Source organism: Microcoleus sp. Pol12B4 (assembly GCF_036701385.1).
Classification (GTDB): domain Bacteria; phylum Cyanobacteriota; class Cyanobacteriia; order Cyanobacteriales; family Microcoleaceae; genus Microcoleus.
The window spans coordinates 1-14,437 of sequence record NZ_JAUBQR010000168.1; the positions used below are offsets into that span (position 1 = coordinate 1).

12 protein-coding genes are annotated in these 14,437 nt (G+C 43.1%); 8 read left to right on the forward strand and 4 right to left on the reverse strand.

Going from position 1 to position 14,437, the window contains the following annotated elements; all coding sequences use genetic code 11:
- A partial coding sequence (locus QUA38_RS20840) for an FAD-dependent oxidoreductase (protein ID WP_333165085.1) occupies nt 1-1,070 on the reverse strand: 1,070 nt, incomplete at its 3' end.
- Between the two features lie 329 nt (nt 1,071-1,399).
- Here QUA38_RS20840 and QUA38_RS20845 point away from each other — a divergent pair.
- Genes QUA38_RS20845 through QUA38_RS20860 form a run of 4 tightly spaced genes read left to right on the forward strand, consistent with a single transcriptional unit; the run spans nt 1,400 to nt 6,876 of the window.
- A complete protein-coding gene (locus QUA38_RS20845) occupies nt 1,400-3,517 on the forward strand; it encodes a GNAT family N-acetyltransferase (protein WP_333165088.1) in 2,118 nt (705 codons plus the stop codon).
- Between the two features lie 17 nt (nt 3,518-3,534).
- Nucleotides 3,535-3,966 (forward strand): ASCH domain-containing protein, encoded by a 432-nt coding sequence (locus QUA38_RS20850; RefSeq protein ID WP_333165090.1) that lies wholly within the window; start codon nt 3,535-3,537, stop codon nt 3,964-3,966.
- Nucleotides 3,967-4,018: 52 nt separating this feature from the next.
- Complete coding sequence (locus tag QUA38_RS20855; protein ID WP_333165093.1) at nt 4,019-5,623, forward strand: AAA family ATPase; 1,605 nt, start codon at nt 4,019-4,021, stop codon at nt 5,621-5,623.
- Between the two features lie 56 nt (nt 5,624-5,679).
- On the forward strand, nt 5,680-6,876 hold the full coding sequence (locus QUA38_RS20860; protein WP_333165095.1) for a 5-methylcytosine restriction system specificity protein McrC: 1,197 nt from the start codon (nt 5,680-5,682) through the stop codon (nt 6,874-6,876).
- Nucleotides 6,877-6,967: 91 nt separating this feature from the next.
- Here QUA38_RS20860 and QUA38_RS20865 read toward each other — a convergent pair whose 3' ends face one another.
- Nucleotides 6,968-7,972: a phosphoribulokinase gene (locus tag QUA38_RS20865; RefSeq protein WP_333165098.1), complete on the reverse strand. Its 1,005-nt coding sequence runs from the start codon at nt 7,970-7,972 to the stop codon at nt 6,968-6,970.
- Between the two features lie 587 nt (nt 7,973-8,559).
- Here QUA38_RS20865 and petH point away from each other — a divergent pair.
- The 4 genes from petH (at nt 8,560) to QUA38_RS20885 (ending at nt 13,165) form a co-directional block, all read left to right on the forward strand.
- Nucleotides 8,560-9,765 (forward strand): ferredoxin--NADP reductase, encoded by a 1,206-nt coding sequence (gene petH, locus QUA38_RS20870; RefSeq protein ID WP_333165100.1) that lies wholly within the window; start codon nt 8,560-8,562, stop codon nt 9,763-9,765.
- Between the two features lie 144 nt (nt 9,766-9,909).
- Nucleotides 9,910-10,644, forward strand: coding sequence for a Uma2 family endonuclease (locus QUA38_RS20875; protein WP_333165102.1), 735 nt, complete (start codon nt 9,910-9,912; stop codon nt 10,642-10,644).
- 136 nt (nt 10,645-10,780) lie between these two features.
- Entirely contained in the window at nt 10,781-12,097 is a 1,317-nt protein-coding gene (locus QUA38_RS20880) for a homoserine dehydrogenase (RefSeq protein WP_333165105.1), read from the forward strand.
- A gap of 216 nt (nt 12,098-12,313) precedes the next feature.
- Nucleotides 12,314-13,165: a hypothetical protein gene (locus QUA38_RS20885; protein WP_333165108.1), complete on the forward strand. Its 852-nt coding sequence runs from the start codon at nt 12,314-12,316 to the stop codon at nt 13,163-13,165.
- Nucleotides 13,166-13,182: 17 nt separating this feature from the next.
- Here QUA38_RS20885 and QUA38_RS20890 read toward each other — a convergent pair whose 3' ends face one another.
- A complete protein-coding gene (locus tag QUA38_RS20890) occupies nt 13,183-13,659 on the reverse strand; it encodes a hypothetical protein (protein WP_333165110.1) in 477 nt (158 codons plus the stop codon).
- Nucleotides 13,660-13,849: 190 nt separating this feature from the next.
- Nucleotides 13,850-14,437, reverse strand: a 588-nt coding sequence (locus tag QUA38_RS20895) for a PhzF family phenazine biosynthesis protein (RefSeq protein ID WP_333165113.1), incomplete at its 5' end; no start/stop codon positions are given.

Consider the following 14,437-nt stretch of genomic DNA (forward strand, 5'->3'; position numbering starts at 1 on the left):
ATGATTTGGTTAACTTGGTATTTAAACAGAAACCCGTTCCAGGACAGCACATTTTTGTTATAAACGCAGACATTGCCTTTATCAAAAAAGAATCCTTTATTTTGACTAAAGGGCAGCTTTCTGTCTATGTGATACGCTGCACCTATAGCTACGCTTCTGATGTCGTACCCGTCTGTATATGGCTGATAAATCGTACTCCAGAAATTTCTCATCCAGAATTTTGTACTAGCCGGATCTTTAGATTTCATAATGCTTTCTTTAATCTTTTTTACCAACGACCGATTGTATAGAATTTCATCTTCTATACTGCGGAATTCGGACATCGTTATACCTGTAATTCTCGGAACTATAGAGACAGCTAAAGTTTCATTTTTGGATTTGATATTTTGAGATTCATATCCTGTATAATAAGATAATCCGGCTTTTCTGGCTAATTCCGCGTCTTGAGTTACGTCAATAAAAGAGTTGGCTTTAATTTTTAAAGTGCTGCCTTTTACTTCGGCATATTCGATTTTTTTATCTACGACGTGGGGAGTAAGAGTTGAGTTGGAAATAACTTTGACTTTTGCTGCTGAAAGCATTTGCCTGAGAGCTCGATCTGCCATTTTTGGGTCTAAGCAAGATTCCGGCGCATTGGCTTTATCTAAGAATTCCTTAAAACATTGGGCGTAGGGTTGGCGATACCAACCGGGGATTTTATCTATATCGATGTAAGCTAAACCGCCGCGGGTGAGTAAGCCGCCCAAAGGTGCTCTTCCGTAGTTCGATCGCACGATCGCAACTTTGCCCTTTGCGCCTAAAGTCTTCTTAGCCCATATCGCCGCACATATCCCCGGTACTTCATCACCATACACTACTACATCGAACTTTTGCTCTGGTGATTTTTTGGGAAGTACCGGAGGCGGGCTGCTGGATTTTTGCTGCAGAGTTCCAGCGTCTAAGGTAGCACTTGCTGGGTCTCTATTTGCGATATAATTTTCTATTTTTCTGAACGGCGGATAATTAAGTAAAAGTTTTAGGGCGGCAAAGATGATTGCAATTGAAGCTAATTTCTTGAAAGTAGAGAGCATTCAGTTGACTCGTGGATAAATTTGCAATACCTGATAGGGAAGTTCAGGGTTTACGGAATTGAATATAGCACGTTTAGATTGTTTCGACACAGTTTTAACTTTTCCGGGAACAGTTGTTAGCGGTTTTGCCAGTGTTACTTGTTTGGCAGGGCATTTGATGTGGGTAAGGATGGCGGGTGCGATCTTACTTTATGACTCCCCACTTTCTCAGCCGCTTGTAATGTGATACTGAGAGGGAAGTAAGAGCGAGATAGTAACCCGAATCATTGACTCAGTGGTAAAGTTAGATCAAACTGAGGTATGGCGGAAACTTGAGGAGGTACAAAGAAGTGACAGCAGAAACACAGGTGACGATTGAAGAGATTGACGAAAAATCCCCCCATTTAGAAACTGTTATAGCCCTAGGTGATGCCAATAAAAAAACTCTGGGTTTTTTTACCGAAGGTGCTTTTCGCGAAAGTGCTAGAGAGCGCCTGATACTTATAGCACTCAATCCTCAAAAAAATTGCATTGGCTATCTGCTTTACCGACCAGTGCGTCGCCGCAACATTATTGTTATCGTTCATCTCTGCGTCGATCCTGCATATCGCGGTCGGGGTGTTACTAAAGAGCTAGTCAATTCCCTAAGCCAAAAAACTCAGAATTTTTATGGAATTCAACTCAAATGCCGTCGCGATTATGGCATAGACGGAATGTGGGAAACACTGGGTTTTATTCCTCTCAACGATCGACCTGGAAGAAGTAAGGAGGGTAAACTGCTTACTGTTTGGTGGCTGGATCACGGTCATCCAACTATATTTTCTCAAGCTGCTGCACAACAACTAGAGTCTAAAATTTGTGCTGTTATTGATACAAGTATTTTCTTAGAATTGCACGGGAATGAAGATATTGAAAGCGCCGAAGCAGACTCTCTACTTGCTGACTGGTTACAAGATTATTTGGAATTGTGTATTACCGATGAGATTTTTAAGGCAATAAACGCGATCTCTGATGTCCATCTCAGAAAGCGTAAACGCCTGTTAGGGGATAGTTTTACTAAAATCCACTGCGAGCGGCAGGCTTTTGAAACAAAATTTAAGTCTCTCAATCGTCTAATTTCCACTATAAATTTTGATGAAATAAACGAAGCATTAGTTCGTCAATTAGCACAAGCTATTGCTGCTGATTACTTAATTTTTTTAACTCGCGACCCCAAAATATTAGCTTTAGCAGATGCCGTCTATGAAAACTTTAGTTTAGCAATTATGACTCCTACAGATTTAATTGTTAAACTGGATGATGTTCGCAGAGATACTCAATATCAACCGGTACGGTTTGTCGGCATACAGAATCTCACCATTCAACTAATTGATAGCAAATTTAATAAATTACTGTTAACCAACTGTTTTTATGCGGTTGATAGGGCAGAAAAAATAGCAGATTTTCAGAGAAATTTGCGCCAGATAATTGCCAATCCAGATAAATTTAAGTGTCATGTCATTTTAGATGGTGAAAATCAACCCCTTGCTTTAATTGCCTATTGCCAATACAAAAATCACGAATTAGAAGTTACAATGCTCCGAGTTAAACGCGGTGTTCTAGCAGCGGCACTTGCACGGTACTTACTTTTTCACTCCATATCAGTTTCAGTAAAAGAAAACAGGCAATTTACGATACTTACTGACCAGCATCTCGATGAAATTGTTATAGAAGCTATTCAAGAAGATGCTTTTGTTCGAGTTGATGATGGGTATTTAAAGGCAAATCCGCCTGTAGCAGAAACAGCAGCAGATATGTCTCAAAAACTGGCAAACCTAGCCAAAATAGGGAAAGAATATAATTTTTGCATGAAAATTGCAGAGACCCTTAACACTCCCGAATTAATTCAAGATATAGCAACGATGGCAGAGCTTGAACGTCGCCTTTGGCCTGCTAAGATTATTGATGCTGACCTGCCTACTTTCATGATTCCCATCCAACCCAGATGGGCAAAAGACTTATTCGATGAAGAGTTAGCTAAGCAGTACATTTTTGGCTCTAAAATTGAGCTAGCGCTAAAACGGGAACTTGTATATTATAGAAGCAAGTGTGCTAATGGTGGGCTCAGACCTGGTGTTATTGGTAGAATTTTATGGTACGTGAGCTCCAATTCATCATTTACTCTTGGGACAAAAGAGGTTAAAGCTTGCTCTAGACTAGAGGAAGTTATCATAGACAAGCCGGAAAAACTATATCGACAATTTCGCAGCTTAGGAGTGTACGAATTAAAAGATTTAATGAAAATAGCCAAAGACGAAGCAAACGCAGATATCATGGCGATCAGATTCAGCCACACTCAGCTTTTCACTAACCCATTGACATTAAATAGAATTCAGGGAATACTGGGTAAGCAGACAACGGTTCAAAGCGTATTTAGGATTTCAAAAACTAATTTTGGGATAATCTACAAAGAAGGAACCGAGACCTAGAATGAGGATAATTACAAATGTCAAATATCTTATTATTATCTATTCGTCCCGAGTACGCAACTAAAATATTCAACCATACAAAAACAGTTGAACTGCGCCGAGTCCGGCCTCGACTTTTGAATGAAGGAGATCTAGTGGTAATCTATGTTTCATCTCCAGAAAAAGCTGTAGTTGGTTCCTTCAATGTGGATAATATTGTTGAAAAACCTATCGCAGATCTTTGGGAGGAAGTTGAAAAGATAGCAGGAATTAGCCATGAAGAATTTTATGATTATTACAAAGGTGTAAAAGTAGGTGTAGGTATCTTTTTAAAAGATATTCATAGGTTTAGTCAGCCAGTAGAGTTACATCGTTTAAGAAACAAGTTACCTAACCTTAAACCGCCACAGAGTTTTCGATACCTGACAACTAATCAGTTTAATATTGTCAATTCATTAGGAAAACGTTAGACAGGAAGTGTTGCTAAAAATTATTAAATAATCGACAGTATTTGAGAATAGCATGGAAGCGGAAAAAAAGGCTGAGTTTGTCAAATTATTTCAAGAATTTGTCAATTCATATCCATACACTCCCGATGGGTTGCGTCACACAGCCGCTTACAAGGAGCAGCGTCAGCAGGGGTGTCGAAATTTTGAAGCGATCGCTGCTGCTGCTGAGTCTGGAGAAGATGTGACTGAATCTATAATGTTGAAACTTCTACCTTACGAAGACTCTCCTACTAATCGACAAATGGGAGCCTGGATTCATATTAATCCGTGCATAATAAAAGGGTTATTATGGAATTCAAAATCGTATAAAAAATTGTCATTAATAGCGCCAGTAAGAATGGCCGAATTAATTTTTTATTTAGTCTGCTGTTGTAACGACGATCCGAGTCAGCTATATTCGGCCTGTAGAGAGTTTTCAGAAGAAATGCGCGTCTCCTTGTTCGGCGAAATAGGAATGCTAACGCCTATCCTCAATGCTCTCCGTCCCGATGAGTTTCTCGCGATTAATGACAAGTCAATACAGGTTATTAACTATTTCGCCAATACTTCGTACAGCAAACAGCTAATAGACTACTCCTATGCTAACTTAACCGGACACAAGCTGATCAAAGAATTAACTAAAGAAATGCACCAGACTGGCGTTCCATCTATCCGAGAGGACGATGTATTTGATATGTTCTGCCACTGGCTTGTAGAGATAAAAAAATATGACTTCCCTAGTAACAAAGTGCCCTCAGTAGATGAGGCAATTGTGTTTGAATACGCTGTAGAAAAAGTACAGTTGCAACCGGAATATCTTTTGAACCAATGTGCCGAAGAAACTGGCTTTGACGAAACACAACTAAAGCGCTGCATACGCACCATCCACCGCAAGAAACAAGCTATCCTGCAAGGCCCGCCCGGAACCGGAAAAACCTTCATAGCGGAAAAACTAGCCAAACATTTAATCGGTGGCGGCGATGGCTTCTGGGAACTGATACAATTTCATCCAGCCTATACCTATGAAGACTTCATTCAAGGTATCCGACCGCAAAGTCAAAATGACCAATTAACCTATGCCATAGTTCCCGGTAGATTCCTCGAATTTTGCACAAAAGCTGAGTCTCGTCGAGGCACTTGCGTTATCATTATTGATGAAATTAACCGTGCAAATTTATCTCAGGTATTTGGAGAGTTAATGTATTTGCTTGATGACCGCGCTCGCACCGTTAAATTAGCCAGCGGTAAACTATTTAGAATCCCTACAAATGTCCGCATTATCGGCACAATGAACACAGCAGACCGTTCTATTGCCTTAGTGGATAACGCACTCCGCCGCCGCTTCGCATTTATCCCCGTCTATCCAAACTATGAAGTGCTGCGACAGTATCACCACAGAGAGGAAACAGGCTTTCCAGTTAATAAATTAACTAGCTTTCTAGAAGATCTCAATCGCGCAATTAACAATAAACACTATGAACTAGGTATCTCTTTCTTTTTGACAAAAACCTTAGCTGAAGATATCCAAGATATTTGGCAAATGGAAATTGAGCCATACCTTGAAGAATACTTCTTTGATAACCTGGAAAAAATGGATGAGTTTCTCTGGGAGAATATCAAGAATAAATTGGGCTATTGACAATCTAACGCCGTCATTAACGCCGATACCGTGGCGTTACCGCATCCACCACAATTATGAAACCAGAATCCAGCCGACTTATCGAACTTACAGAATATCAATTAGAAACTTTTGAACAAGATTTTATCCCCGAATCAGTAGGAGATAAAATATATATGAATTATGCCAAGGAGATAGAGATAGAATTTCCCAACCGTAAAACAAAATATCAATGGCAATTAAAATCTAAAGGCAGAGTTGGCAACATTCCCATCACTCCAGAATTTCACATCGCCATCCGCCCCAAGGTTTCCATAAACAACCTCTTCGGAATGCTTGACTATGCCTACAACCTTAAGATAAAATTTCCCCAAGGATCGATTCAGTGTCAATTTTTAGAGCAAATTTACGAGACATTAGCTAACATTCTTGCCCAAAAAATTCTAGAACGCTGTCGCAAAGGATTATATCGCGATTACTTATCCAAAACAGAAAGACTCGCCTACATTCGCGGTCGCGTCGATTTGCGGTCAGCCCTGCAAAAACCTTGGGATGTTAAACTAAAATGCCACTATAACGAACAAACAGGCGACATCGAAGACAATCAAATACTCGCTTGGACACTATTCATCATTGGCCGCAGCGGTTTGTGCGGTGAATCTGTTTCATCCACTGTGCGAAAAGCCTTTCACGCACTCCAAGGATTTGTTACATTAAAACCTTTTAAATCAGAAGCTTGTATTGAGAGAAATTATCACCGTTTGAATGAAGATTATCAACTTTTACACGCCTTATGTCGATTTTTTTTAGATAACACAGGGCCCAGTCACGAAAGTGGCGATCGCCAAATGCTCCCTTTTCTCATAGACATGGCTAATTTATATGAACAATTTGTCGCTGAATGGCTCAAAGCAAATACACCCAAAGGCTTTTTTGTCAAACAACAACACCGAGTCACACATGACCAAAACTATTTCGATAGGATTGACTTACTGCTGTGCGATATTGGAACAAAAAAAGTCCAATACGTCCTCGATACAAAATACAAAGCTCCCGATAAAGTAGGCAGTGATGACCGTCATCAAATAGTTGCTTACGCAAATGCGTTAAAGTGCCAAAATGCAATTCTCGTCTACCCGCAAAACCTCAAGCAGCCACTAGATATAAAAAATGACGATATTCGAGTTCGCAGTCTAACTTTTTCCCTAGATAGCGACCTGAATGAAGCCGGAAAAACCTTCTTAACCTCTCTACTTCCAAACACCCTCCCCTAACTCTACTCTGCGCCCTCTGCGCCTTCTGTGGTTCATTTTCCCACAAAAAAAGAGGCGCAATTGCGCCTCTCAAATCTTTCATGTCTGTGTTCTAAACACTCATAGCCACTTTCGCTTCCTTCGCAGTCAACTTCTCGTAAGTCGCCCGCATCTTCAATCCGACTAACACTTGGAACAAACCAGTTCCATTGTTGGAACCAGGATATTCGCGGTGCTGGAGTAACAGGTGAGTTAACTCGCCTTCATACTTCGCAGAAGTTTTGCTCAAATGGCTTTCGATGTAAATAACTTCTTCGAGATTCTCGAATTGACCATCTACTTCTAAAATCGAGACTTCGTGACCGTAGAAAGCGTCAGGCCCGTAGTACATCTTAATTCCGGGATAGGAACAAGTCAGCTTGCGGCCGCAAGGAACCCAGTTAATTGTTGAACCTTCGTCAAACAAATACGCAGGCTCAAAATTGGCGATGCCTTCGCGCTGGATCATTTGCACGCGCAAAACTTTCCGCTCCTTGTCATCTTTGATCAAGTTGGTCGGTAACACTTGAATTACCACATCAGCATATTGCTTTTGCGGGTCGATGTAGGCGGTAAAGTCAGGTTTGCGAGCATTGATCGCAAACAGCACGTCTTCGTAACGGTGGCCCCGTTCCGCCATGTCGCGCTGGATTTTCCAAGCAATTTTTACTTCGTCGCTGATGTCGAGGTAGACGCTGAAGTCGATGAGCGATCGAACTCGCTCGTCGTAAAGGGGATGCAGCCCCTCAATCACAATCACGTGATTCGGCTCTACCCGCTCAGGAGGATCGAGCAGACCGGTTTCGTGGTTGTAAATCGGCTTGTCGATCGCCCGACCTTCTTTGAGAGCCTTCATTTGCTCAGCCATCAGGTCAAAATTGTTCGCTCTGGGGTCAAGGGCTGTAATCCCTGTTTCCTTGCGCTGCTTGCGATCGAGACAATGATAGTCATCAAGGCAGATTACAGTCACGAAATCTTCCCCGAACAAATCTGTCAATCGGCGTAAAAAAGTAGATTTTCCGCATCCGGAATCTCCGGCAACGCCAATTAAAACCACGCGATCCGGCTTACTGGTCATAGTTTCCCTCTAACAAAATCACTGTTTACTAACTAACTCAAGTCTAGATTCCACAAAATTTCAGCCCGCAGGTAGCGGCAAGCAGGCTTTGTGCTGCTGTGCTACCCCGAGAGGATCGAGTTCTCACCAGCATACAGCAGTGAGTTGACTGCCTGCCCGGGCAGACCCAAGCAATCTTCAAGGCAAGTAATTAATACTAACTTTAGTGGTTAATCTTACCAGAATGCGTTCGCCCCCTACAAGCTCAGCCTCATTAAACTGCTCGAATTTTCCTTTCTCTGGTGGGGCGCTCCCCAAATCAGAAGGACTTATCGGGGCAGATCCCCCGATCGGGTAAAATATTTGCAGTACGCAGACAACAATAGCTATAGGTCAACAGCCGAACGCAACAGGGCTCGGTGAGCGCGGCGTTCGGCTAGTAGGGATTTGATACGCGAGCGATCGCAACTTCAACACTCCTGCCGGCGTGGCGAGGCCCAAAAATTGGCGCGGCCAATTAGTCCCGATGGCCTTAAGAAAAAAGTAAATTGAGTCTAACGTCACATTCTCTTTCTTTATAACTCTGTATCGTGAAGGACAAGCAACAAATGTACAGCCCAAGCATATCTGGTGTTGCGGCAAACTCAGAATCAGGCAGCCGCATCTTTGTTTACGAAGTGGAGGGTATGCGTCAGAGCCAAGCAACTGACCAAACAAGTAACCCGATTCGCCGTAGTGGCAGCGTATTTATCTCCGTGCCCTACGAGCGCATGAATCAGGAAATGCGCCGGATTGCTCGGATGGGTGGCAAAATTGTCAGCATTCGCCCCTCAAACAGCGCTCCCGAAACAAATGGCAAAGTCGCACCAGAAGCAGGGCTACAGAGTCAGAAATCTGGAGAAAAAACTAAGCCCATGACTCAAGCCAAGGAAAAAGTTCAGGTTCCTGTTAACCTCTACAAGCCGGCCAATCCCTATATTGGTAAGTGCATTTCTACAGAAGAATTGGTCAGAGAAGGCGGCGAGGGTACAGTCCGTCACGTCAAATTTGACATTTCTGGAGGCAAGTTACACTATCTCGAAGGTCAAAGTATCGGGATTATTCCCGATGGGACGGATAAAAACGGCAAACCTCACAAAATTCGGCTTTACTCGATCGCCTCCACCCGTCACGGAGACGATGTAGACGACAAAACAGTTTCTCTATGCGTCCGCCGCCTAGAGTACAAAAGCCCAGAAACTGGTGAAAAAGTCTTTGGTGTTTGTTCGACTTTTCTCACCGCTTTGCAACCTGGAGATGATGTCAAAATCACCGGCCCGGTAGGCAAGGAAATGCTGTTGCCCGACGACGAAGAAGCCACTGTGATTATGATGGGTACCGGTACGGGTATTGCTCCTTTCCGGGCTTATTTGTGGCGGATGTTTAAAGAAAACAACCCCGATTACAAATTCAGAGGTTTAGCTTGGTTGTTCTTTGGAGTTGCTTATACTCCCAACATTCTTTATAAGGAAGAGTTGGAGCAATTGCAGCGCGAGTTCCCCGATAATTTCCGCTTGACTTATGCCATCAGCCGCGAGCAAAAGAATGCTGACGGCGGCAAGATGTACATTCAAAACCGGATTCAAGAGAACGCAGACCAATTGTGGGAATTGGTTCAAAAGCCGAATACTCACACTTATATCTGCGGTTTGAAGGGTATGGAAGGCGGAATTGATGAGGGAATGTCGGCCGCGGCTGGCAAGTACGGTGTTGACTGGGCTGGCTATCAGAAACAGTTGAAGAAAGAACACCGTTGGCACGTTGAAACTTATTAATGTGTTACCTGATTTAATCTGATTTGTAGGGTGGGCTTGGCTCGCCCTACAATTTTTGAAACAGTTTTGAGTCTTGAGGGGCTGGTTCACCCAATACAAGTGTAAAATATACAGTAAGCTCACCGAAAAAGGGAGATAACTGACATGGTTATAACTTCTACCCAAAAACTCACATTTGAAGAATATCTGAACTATCAAGGAGAATCAGGTGTTTGTTATGAATTATATCGGGGCAATCTGATTGAAATGCCAACACCTACAGCAATACATATCAAAATTTGTGAATTTTTAGTTTATCAGTTCCGGCGCTTCTTTGCAGCACACAACCTACCGATAGTTGCAATTGTGACTACCGCAGTCCGAACTGAGGAAAACTCTTCTCGCATTCCTGATGTGGTGATTTGCACTCAGAGTCTTTGGGAACAAGTCTGCGCGGAACCAGGTTCCGCAGTGCTAGATTTTGAAGAAAAACCGCTGTTAGTTATCGAAGTTACCAGTCAAAATTGGCGGGACGACTACATTCGCAAACGGGCAGAATATGACTTAATTGATATCCCTGAATATTGGATTGTAGACCCAAATCAACCGAAAATACGAGTATGCAGTCGCCCGGAAAATGAAGGCAGTTATTCTCATCAGGAATTTTTGCCGGGACAGCAAGTTCAGTCTGTACAGTTCGCTGAATTTATTTTATCGGTTAATCAAGTGCTATGTCCGCCCCTAGTTGAAGATTTAATTCGAGAAGAACAAGCACAGCTACAGCAACTAGAACAGCAAAATCAGCAACTAGAACAGCAAGTTAATGCTGAAAGGCAGCGGGCCGAAAGATTGGCGCAGCGGCTGCGAGAAATGGGGATAGAGATGGATACAGAACTTTAAATTGCCATGTAAAATCTGGATTAATTAGTCATGTAGATCCCGGACTTTTTTAAGAAGTCGGGTCTCTGGGTATTCACTGAAGCCGCGGTTATCATACAATGATTCTAGATGAAGTGAGTTTCAACGGGTCAAAGTCGTGGCTTTCAAAATTGGTTTGCTAGGTTTGGGTACAGTTGGTGCGGGAACAGCAGAGATTTTGCTCTCCCCAGATGGCCGCCATCCGCTGTTGCAGGAATTGGAAATCTATCGGGTGGGAGTGCGCGATATTTCTCGAACTCGGTCTTTACAATTGCCAGAAAATGTGCTGACAACTGACCTAGAAGCGATCGCAACTGACCCGGAAATTGATATTGTAGTAGAACTGATTGGCGGATTGGAACCGGCGCGATCGCTCATTCTGCAAGCTATTGGCAGCGGCAAGCACGTCGTCACTGCCAACAAAGCAGTTATCGCCCGCTACGGGAATGAAATCTTCGAGGCCGCCAACAAAAAAGGCGTTTACGTAATGCTAGAAGCTGCTGTCGGCGGTGGCATTCCGGTCATTCAAAGCCTCAAACAATCTTTAGGTGCAAACCGCATTCAAACAGTCACCGGCATCGTCAACGGCACAACTAATTACATCCTGACGCGGATGCAAACAGAAGGCGCAGACTTTGCCGAAGTGCTCGCCGACGCTCAGCAATTAGGTTATGCTGAAGCTGACCCCACAGCAGATGTAGATGGATTAGATGCTGCCGATAAAATTGCTATCTTAGCCTCGCTAGCTTTTGGCGGACGCATCAAATTAGCTGATGTTCACTGCGAAGGTATTAGAAAAGTTAGTGCGGCGGATATTGACTACGCCGACAAGCTGGGATTTGTGATTAAATTATTGGCGATTGCTCAAGAAACTTCCCGCTACAATGGCAAGCAAGCGGAGGGAGAAAGCGAACTGCTGTCCATTCGAGTGCATCCGAGTTTTGTGCCGAAAACTCATCCGCTGGCGAGTGTAAACGGGGTTTACAATGCTATTTTAGTCGAAGGAGAGCCGATCGGGCAATTGATGCTGTACGGGCGCGGCGCGGGTGCAGGCCCCACAGCTAGCGCCGTAGTATCCGACATAGTGAATGTGGCGGCAATCGTGAAAAGCCAAGCTGTTCCGACTCCTCATCCTTTGCTGAGTTGCAGTCACCAACACTACTGCAAAATTGCTCCGATGCAGGAACTGGTTACTCGCTTTTACGCCCGTTTTCTGACGCGCGATACTCCGGGGGTAATTGGCAAACTCGGCACTTGTTTCGGCAACCACAAAGTTAGTTTGGAATCAGTTGTGCAGACGGGAATTCACGGCGATTTAGCAGAAATTGTCGTCGTGACTCACGATGTTAGGGAAGGAAATTTTCAACAAGCACTCGATGAAATTCGCGCGATGGAAGCAGTCGATAGTGTTGCTAGCACGTTGCGAGTTTTGTAAAAGTGATTTGCTAGGGGCGGGTTTCACATACAATATTTGCTAATAATTAACAATCTATAAAACCCGCCCTCTCTCACCCAACGGTAAATGTCATGTAAATTATTGCCATTTGATACAAGTTAAAGTTAATTTAGATTATTCGTTGGGCGGTAGCGGGCTTATGTAGATTTTTTGTACTTATTAAATATTGTTGGTAAAATCGGTGGCTACCAGATAATGAAAGGAACAGAATTCGATTTTGTCGATCGCCAAACGGGAAGGCACTTGCTAGATTCCCTGTATGAAAAGTTTGCCAAACCCCAACTGCACGATACTTTTAAACGCAATAATCCTTCAATTTACATTCGGCACGAGTCAGGGCAAGTTATTGATGGAAATTATATCATAACAAAAGTGTTTGAAGACTCTCGGACGGGTTTTTATGCTGAAAGTCGCCTTCCCATTTCTGGCAATAATCCGCCTGTTTTCGTGATTCGCGGATACGGTTCTTGGTATCCTTTCGAGCGCGTTTTGGAAGATACGCCCGATGTATTTATGGCAAAACTAGAACGCCAGTTAAAATCGGCGCAAACTGCGGGTGCTATTGATTGGATAAAGCAGCAATTTCACAGCGGAAATCCGCCCGATGTCATCGGAGAAAGTTTGGGCGGCAAAGTTGCTCAGCAAATAGCAGCAAAATACCCGGATTATATTAGATCCACTGTAATTTTTAATTCTTTGGGCGTTTCGGAAAAGTTAGCTAAAACTTCCACGGCTAACAATGTTTTTCACTACTTTACTTTAGGCGAAAGGTATGCTTTTTGGGCAAATCAAGGCGATTACATACCGGGAACGATTTTTGTCATTTCCCAGAAAGGCAAAAACTGTTGTTATAAAATCGAAGAGGCGATCGTCCGAATGGCGCGTTTTGAAGGCCAGTTTCTCAAAAGACGCGCGATTGTGGCAATATTGGCTCAGTGGCTTTTGCTAAATAGACACAATGCGATCGTCCTCAACAAGCGACGGCCGGTAGTCGTTCAGATCGATCGCACTCAATTGCAAGTTTTCCGAAAAAACCGCTTTGTGTAAACTCAGACAGAATTGCTTCAGGCCGCAGATGGCTGATTTTCCCGCGCTGCGACGGCGAGAACCAGACAAAGTGCCGATATCGCCTTTTCCCATTCTTGCTTTACGGCGATGGGTTGAACTTCATCAAAGGCGCTAACTAAACGAGGGATCGATCGCTCTACTGCCGATCTAGGAATTGATTTGTGCAGATCGACTAAACGAGTTAAACTTTCTTGATTCTTCAAAAAACCGACTACCCATTTCGTAGCATGATCGGGACTGTCAGGGACGTTTTTAATTCCTAGTTCTGTTTGCAACCAATCGTAAAAAAGCGGAAGCTTTTGAGCTAAAACAGTTCCAGCAGTCGGCAAAGTTTCTTTTAGCAACCGACTATCCAGGCTTCCCAAGAGTTCCTTGAATTCCGGTGAATCGAGCAAGCTGGTTAAGGGAAGTGAAAGCAGAGCTTCAGAAGCCTCAGGGGATACATTTAAAGTCCGCGAAAATGTTGGAAGCATTGAACAGTATGTGGTATGGATGACTTGTGTAGCATAACAATAACGCGGAGCGAGGAATATGAGGTAGCTCATATTAGCAATATTGTAACATCTAGATCGCCAAACAAGCATCTAAATCTAGCTGTACATATCTCCGTAGATCTGCGTAGATCTGCGTGAATCTGCGGTTAATAATTTCCCCTTAAATATTCTAAACAAATTCTCCCTTAGCAACCATCACCACCTTACCACCAACCAAAACTGCTATTTCCCCTTCATTTTGGCCTGCTTGTAACAACAGCAAAGAAGGTCGATCGATTTCATAACCCTGCTCAACTCTGACATCAATCTTTGCTTCCCCATAATAAGCATATTCTACCAAATATCCCGCCAAACAGCCGTTAGCGCTGCCAGTCGCTGGATCTTCTGGAATTCCTAAGGAATGGGCAAAAACTCGCACGCTTAAATCATTAAGGTCGCTGTAAGTTTCTGGGCAAAATATCAAAATTTCTTTTGCTTCCATTCTATCCACTAGCTCAAAATATTTATCTAAGTTGACTTGAGCTTTTTTGAGCGAGGCGAGAGTTTTTAATGGAACAATAATAAACGGCACTCCGGTCGAAACTTCTTGAATTGGGAAGTTTGCATCAATTTCATCTGGTTCTAAATTCAGGACCTTTGCCAGAGTCTCGGCTGATAAAACTTGACCAAAACTAGGCGCATTTTGTCGCATCCACAAAATATCTGCCGATTCATTGTGATAATTAAAAGTAACTGGAATTTGACCGACGGCTAGATT

Coding starts and splice junctions, on each gene's coding strand:
- QUA38_RS20850 (WP_333165090.1), top strand. CDS start 3,535: ATGTCAAATATCTTATTATTATCTATTCGTCCCGAGTACGCAACTAAA.
- QUA38_RS20855 (WP_333165093.1), top strand. CDS start 4,019: ATGGAAGCGGAAAAAAAGGCTGAGTTTGTCAAATTATTTCAAGAATTT.
- QUA38_RS20860 (WP_333165095.1), top strand. CDS start 5,680: ATGAAACCAGAATCCAGCCGACTTATCGAACTTACAGAATATCAATTA.
- QUA38_RS20865 (WP_333165098.1), bottom strand. CDS start 7,972: ATGACCAGTAAGCCGGATCGCGTGGTTTTAATTGGCGTTGCCGGAGAT.
- petH (WP_333165100.1), top strand. CDS start 8,560: ATGTACAGCCCAAGCATATCTGGTGTTGCGGCAAACTCAGAATCAGGC.
- QUA38_RS20875 (WP_333165102.1), top strand. CDS start 9,910: ATGGTTATAACTTCTACCCAAAAACTCACATTTGAAGAATATCTGAAC.
- QUA38_RS20885 (WP_333165108.1), top strand. CDS start 12,314: ATGAAAGGAACAGAATTCGATTTTGTCGATCGCCAAACGGGAAGGCAC.
- QUA38_RS20890 (WP_333165110.1), bottom strand. CDS start 13,659: ATGCTTCCAACATTTTCGCGGACTTTAAATGTATCCCCTGAGGCTTCT.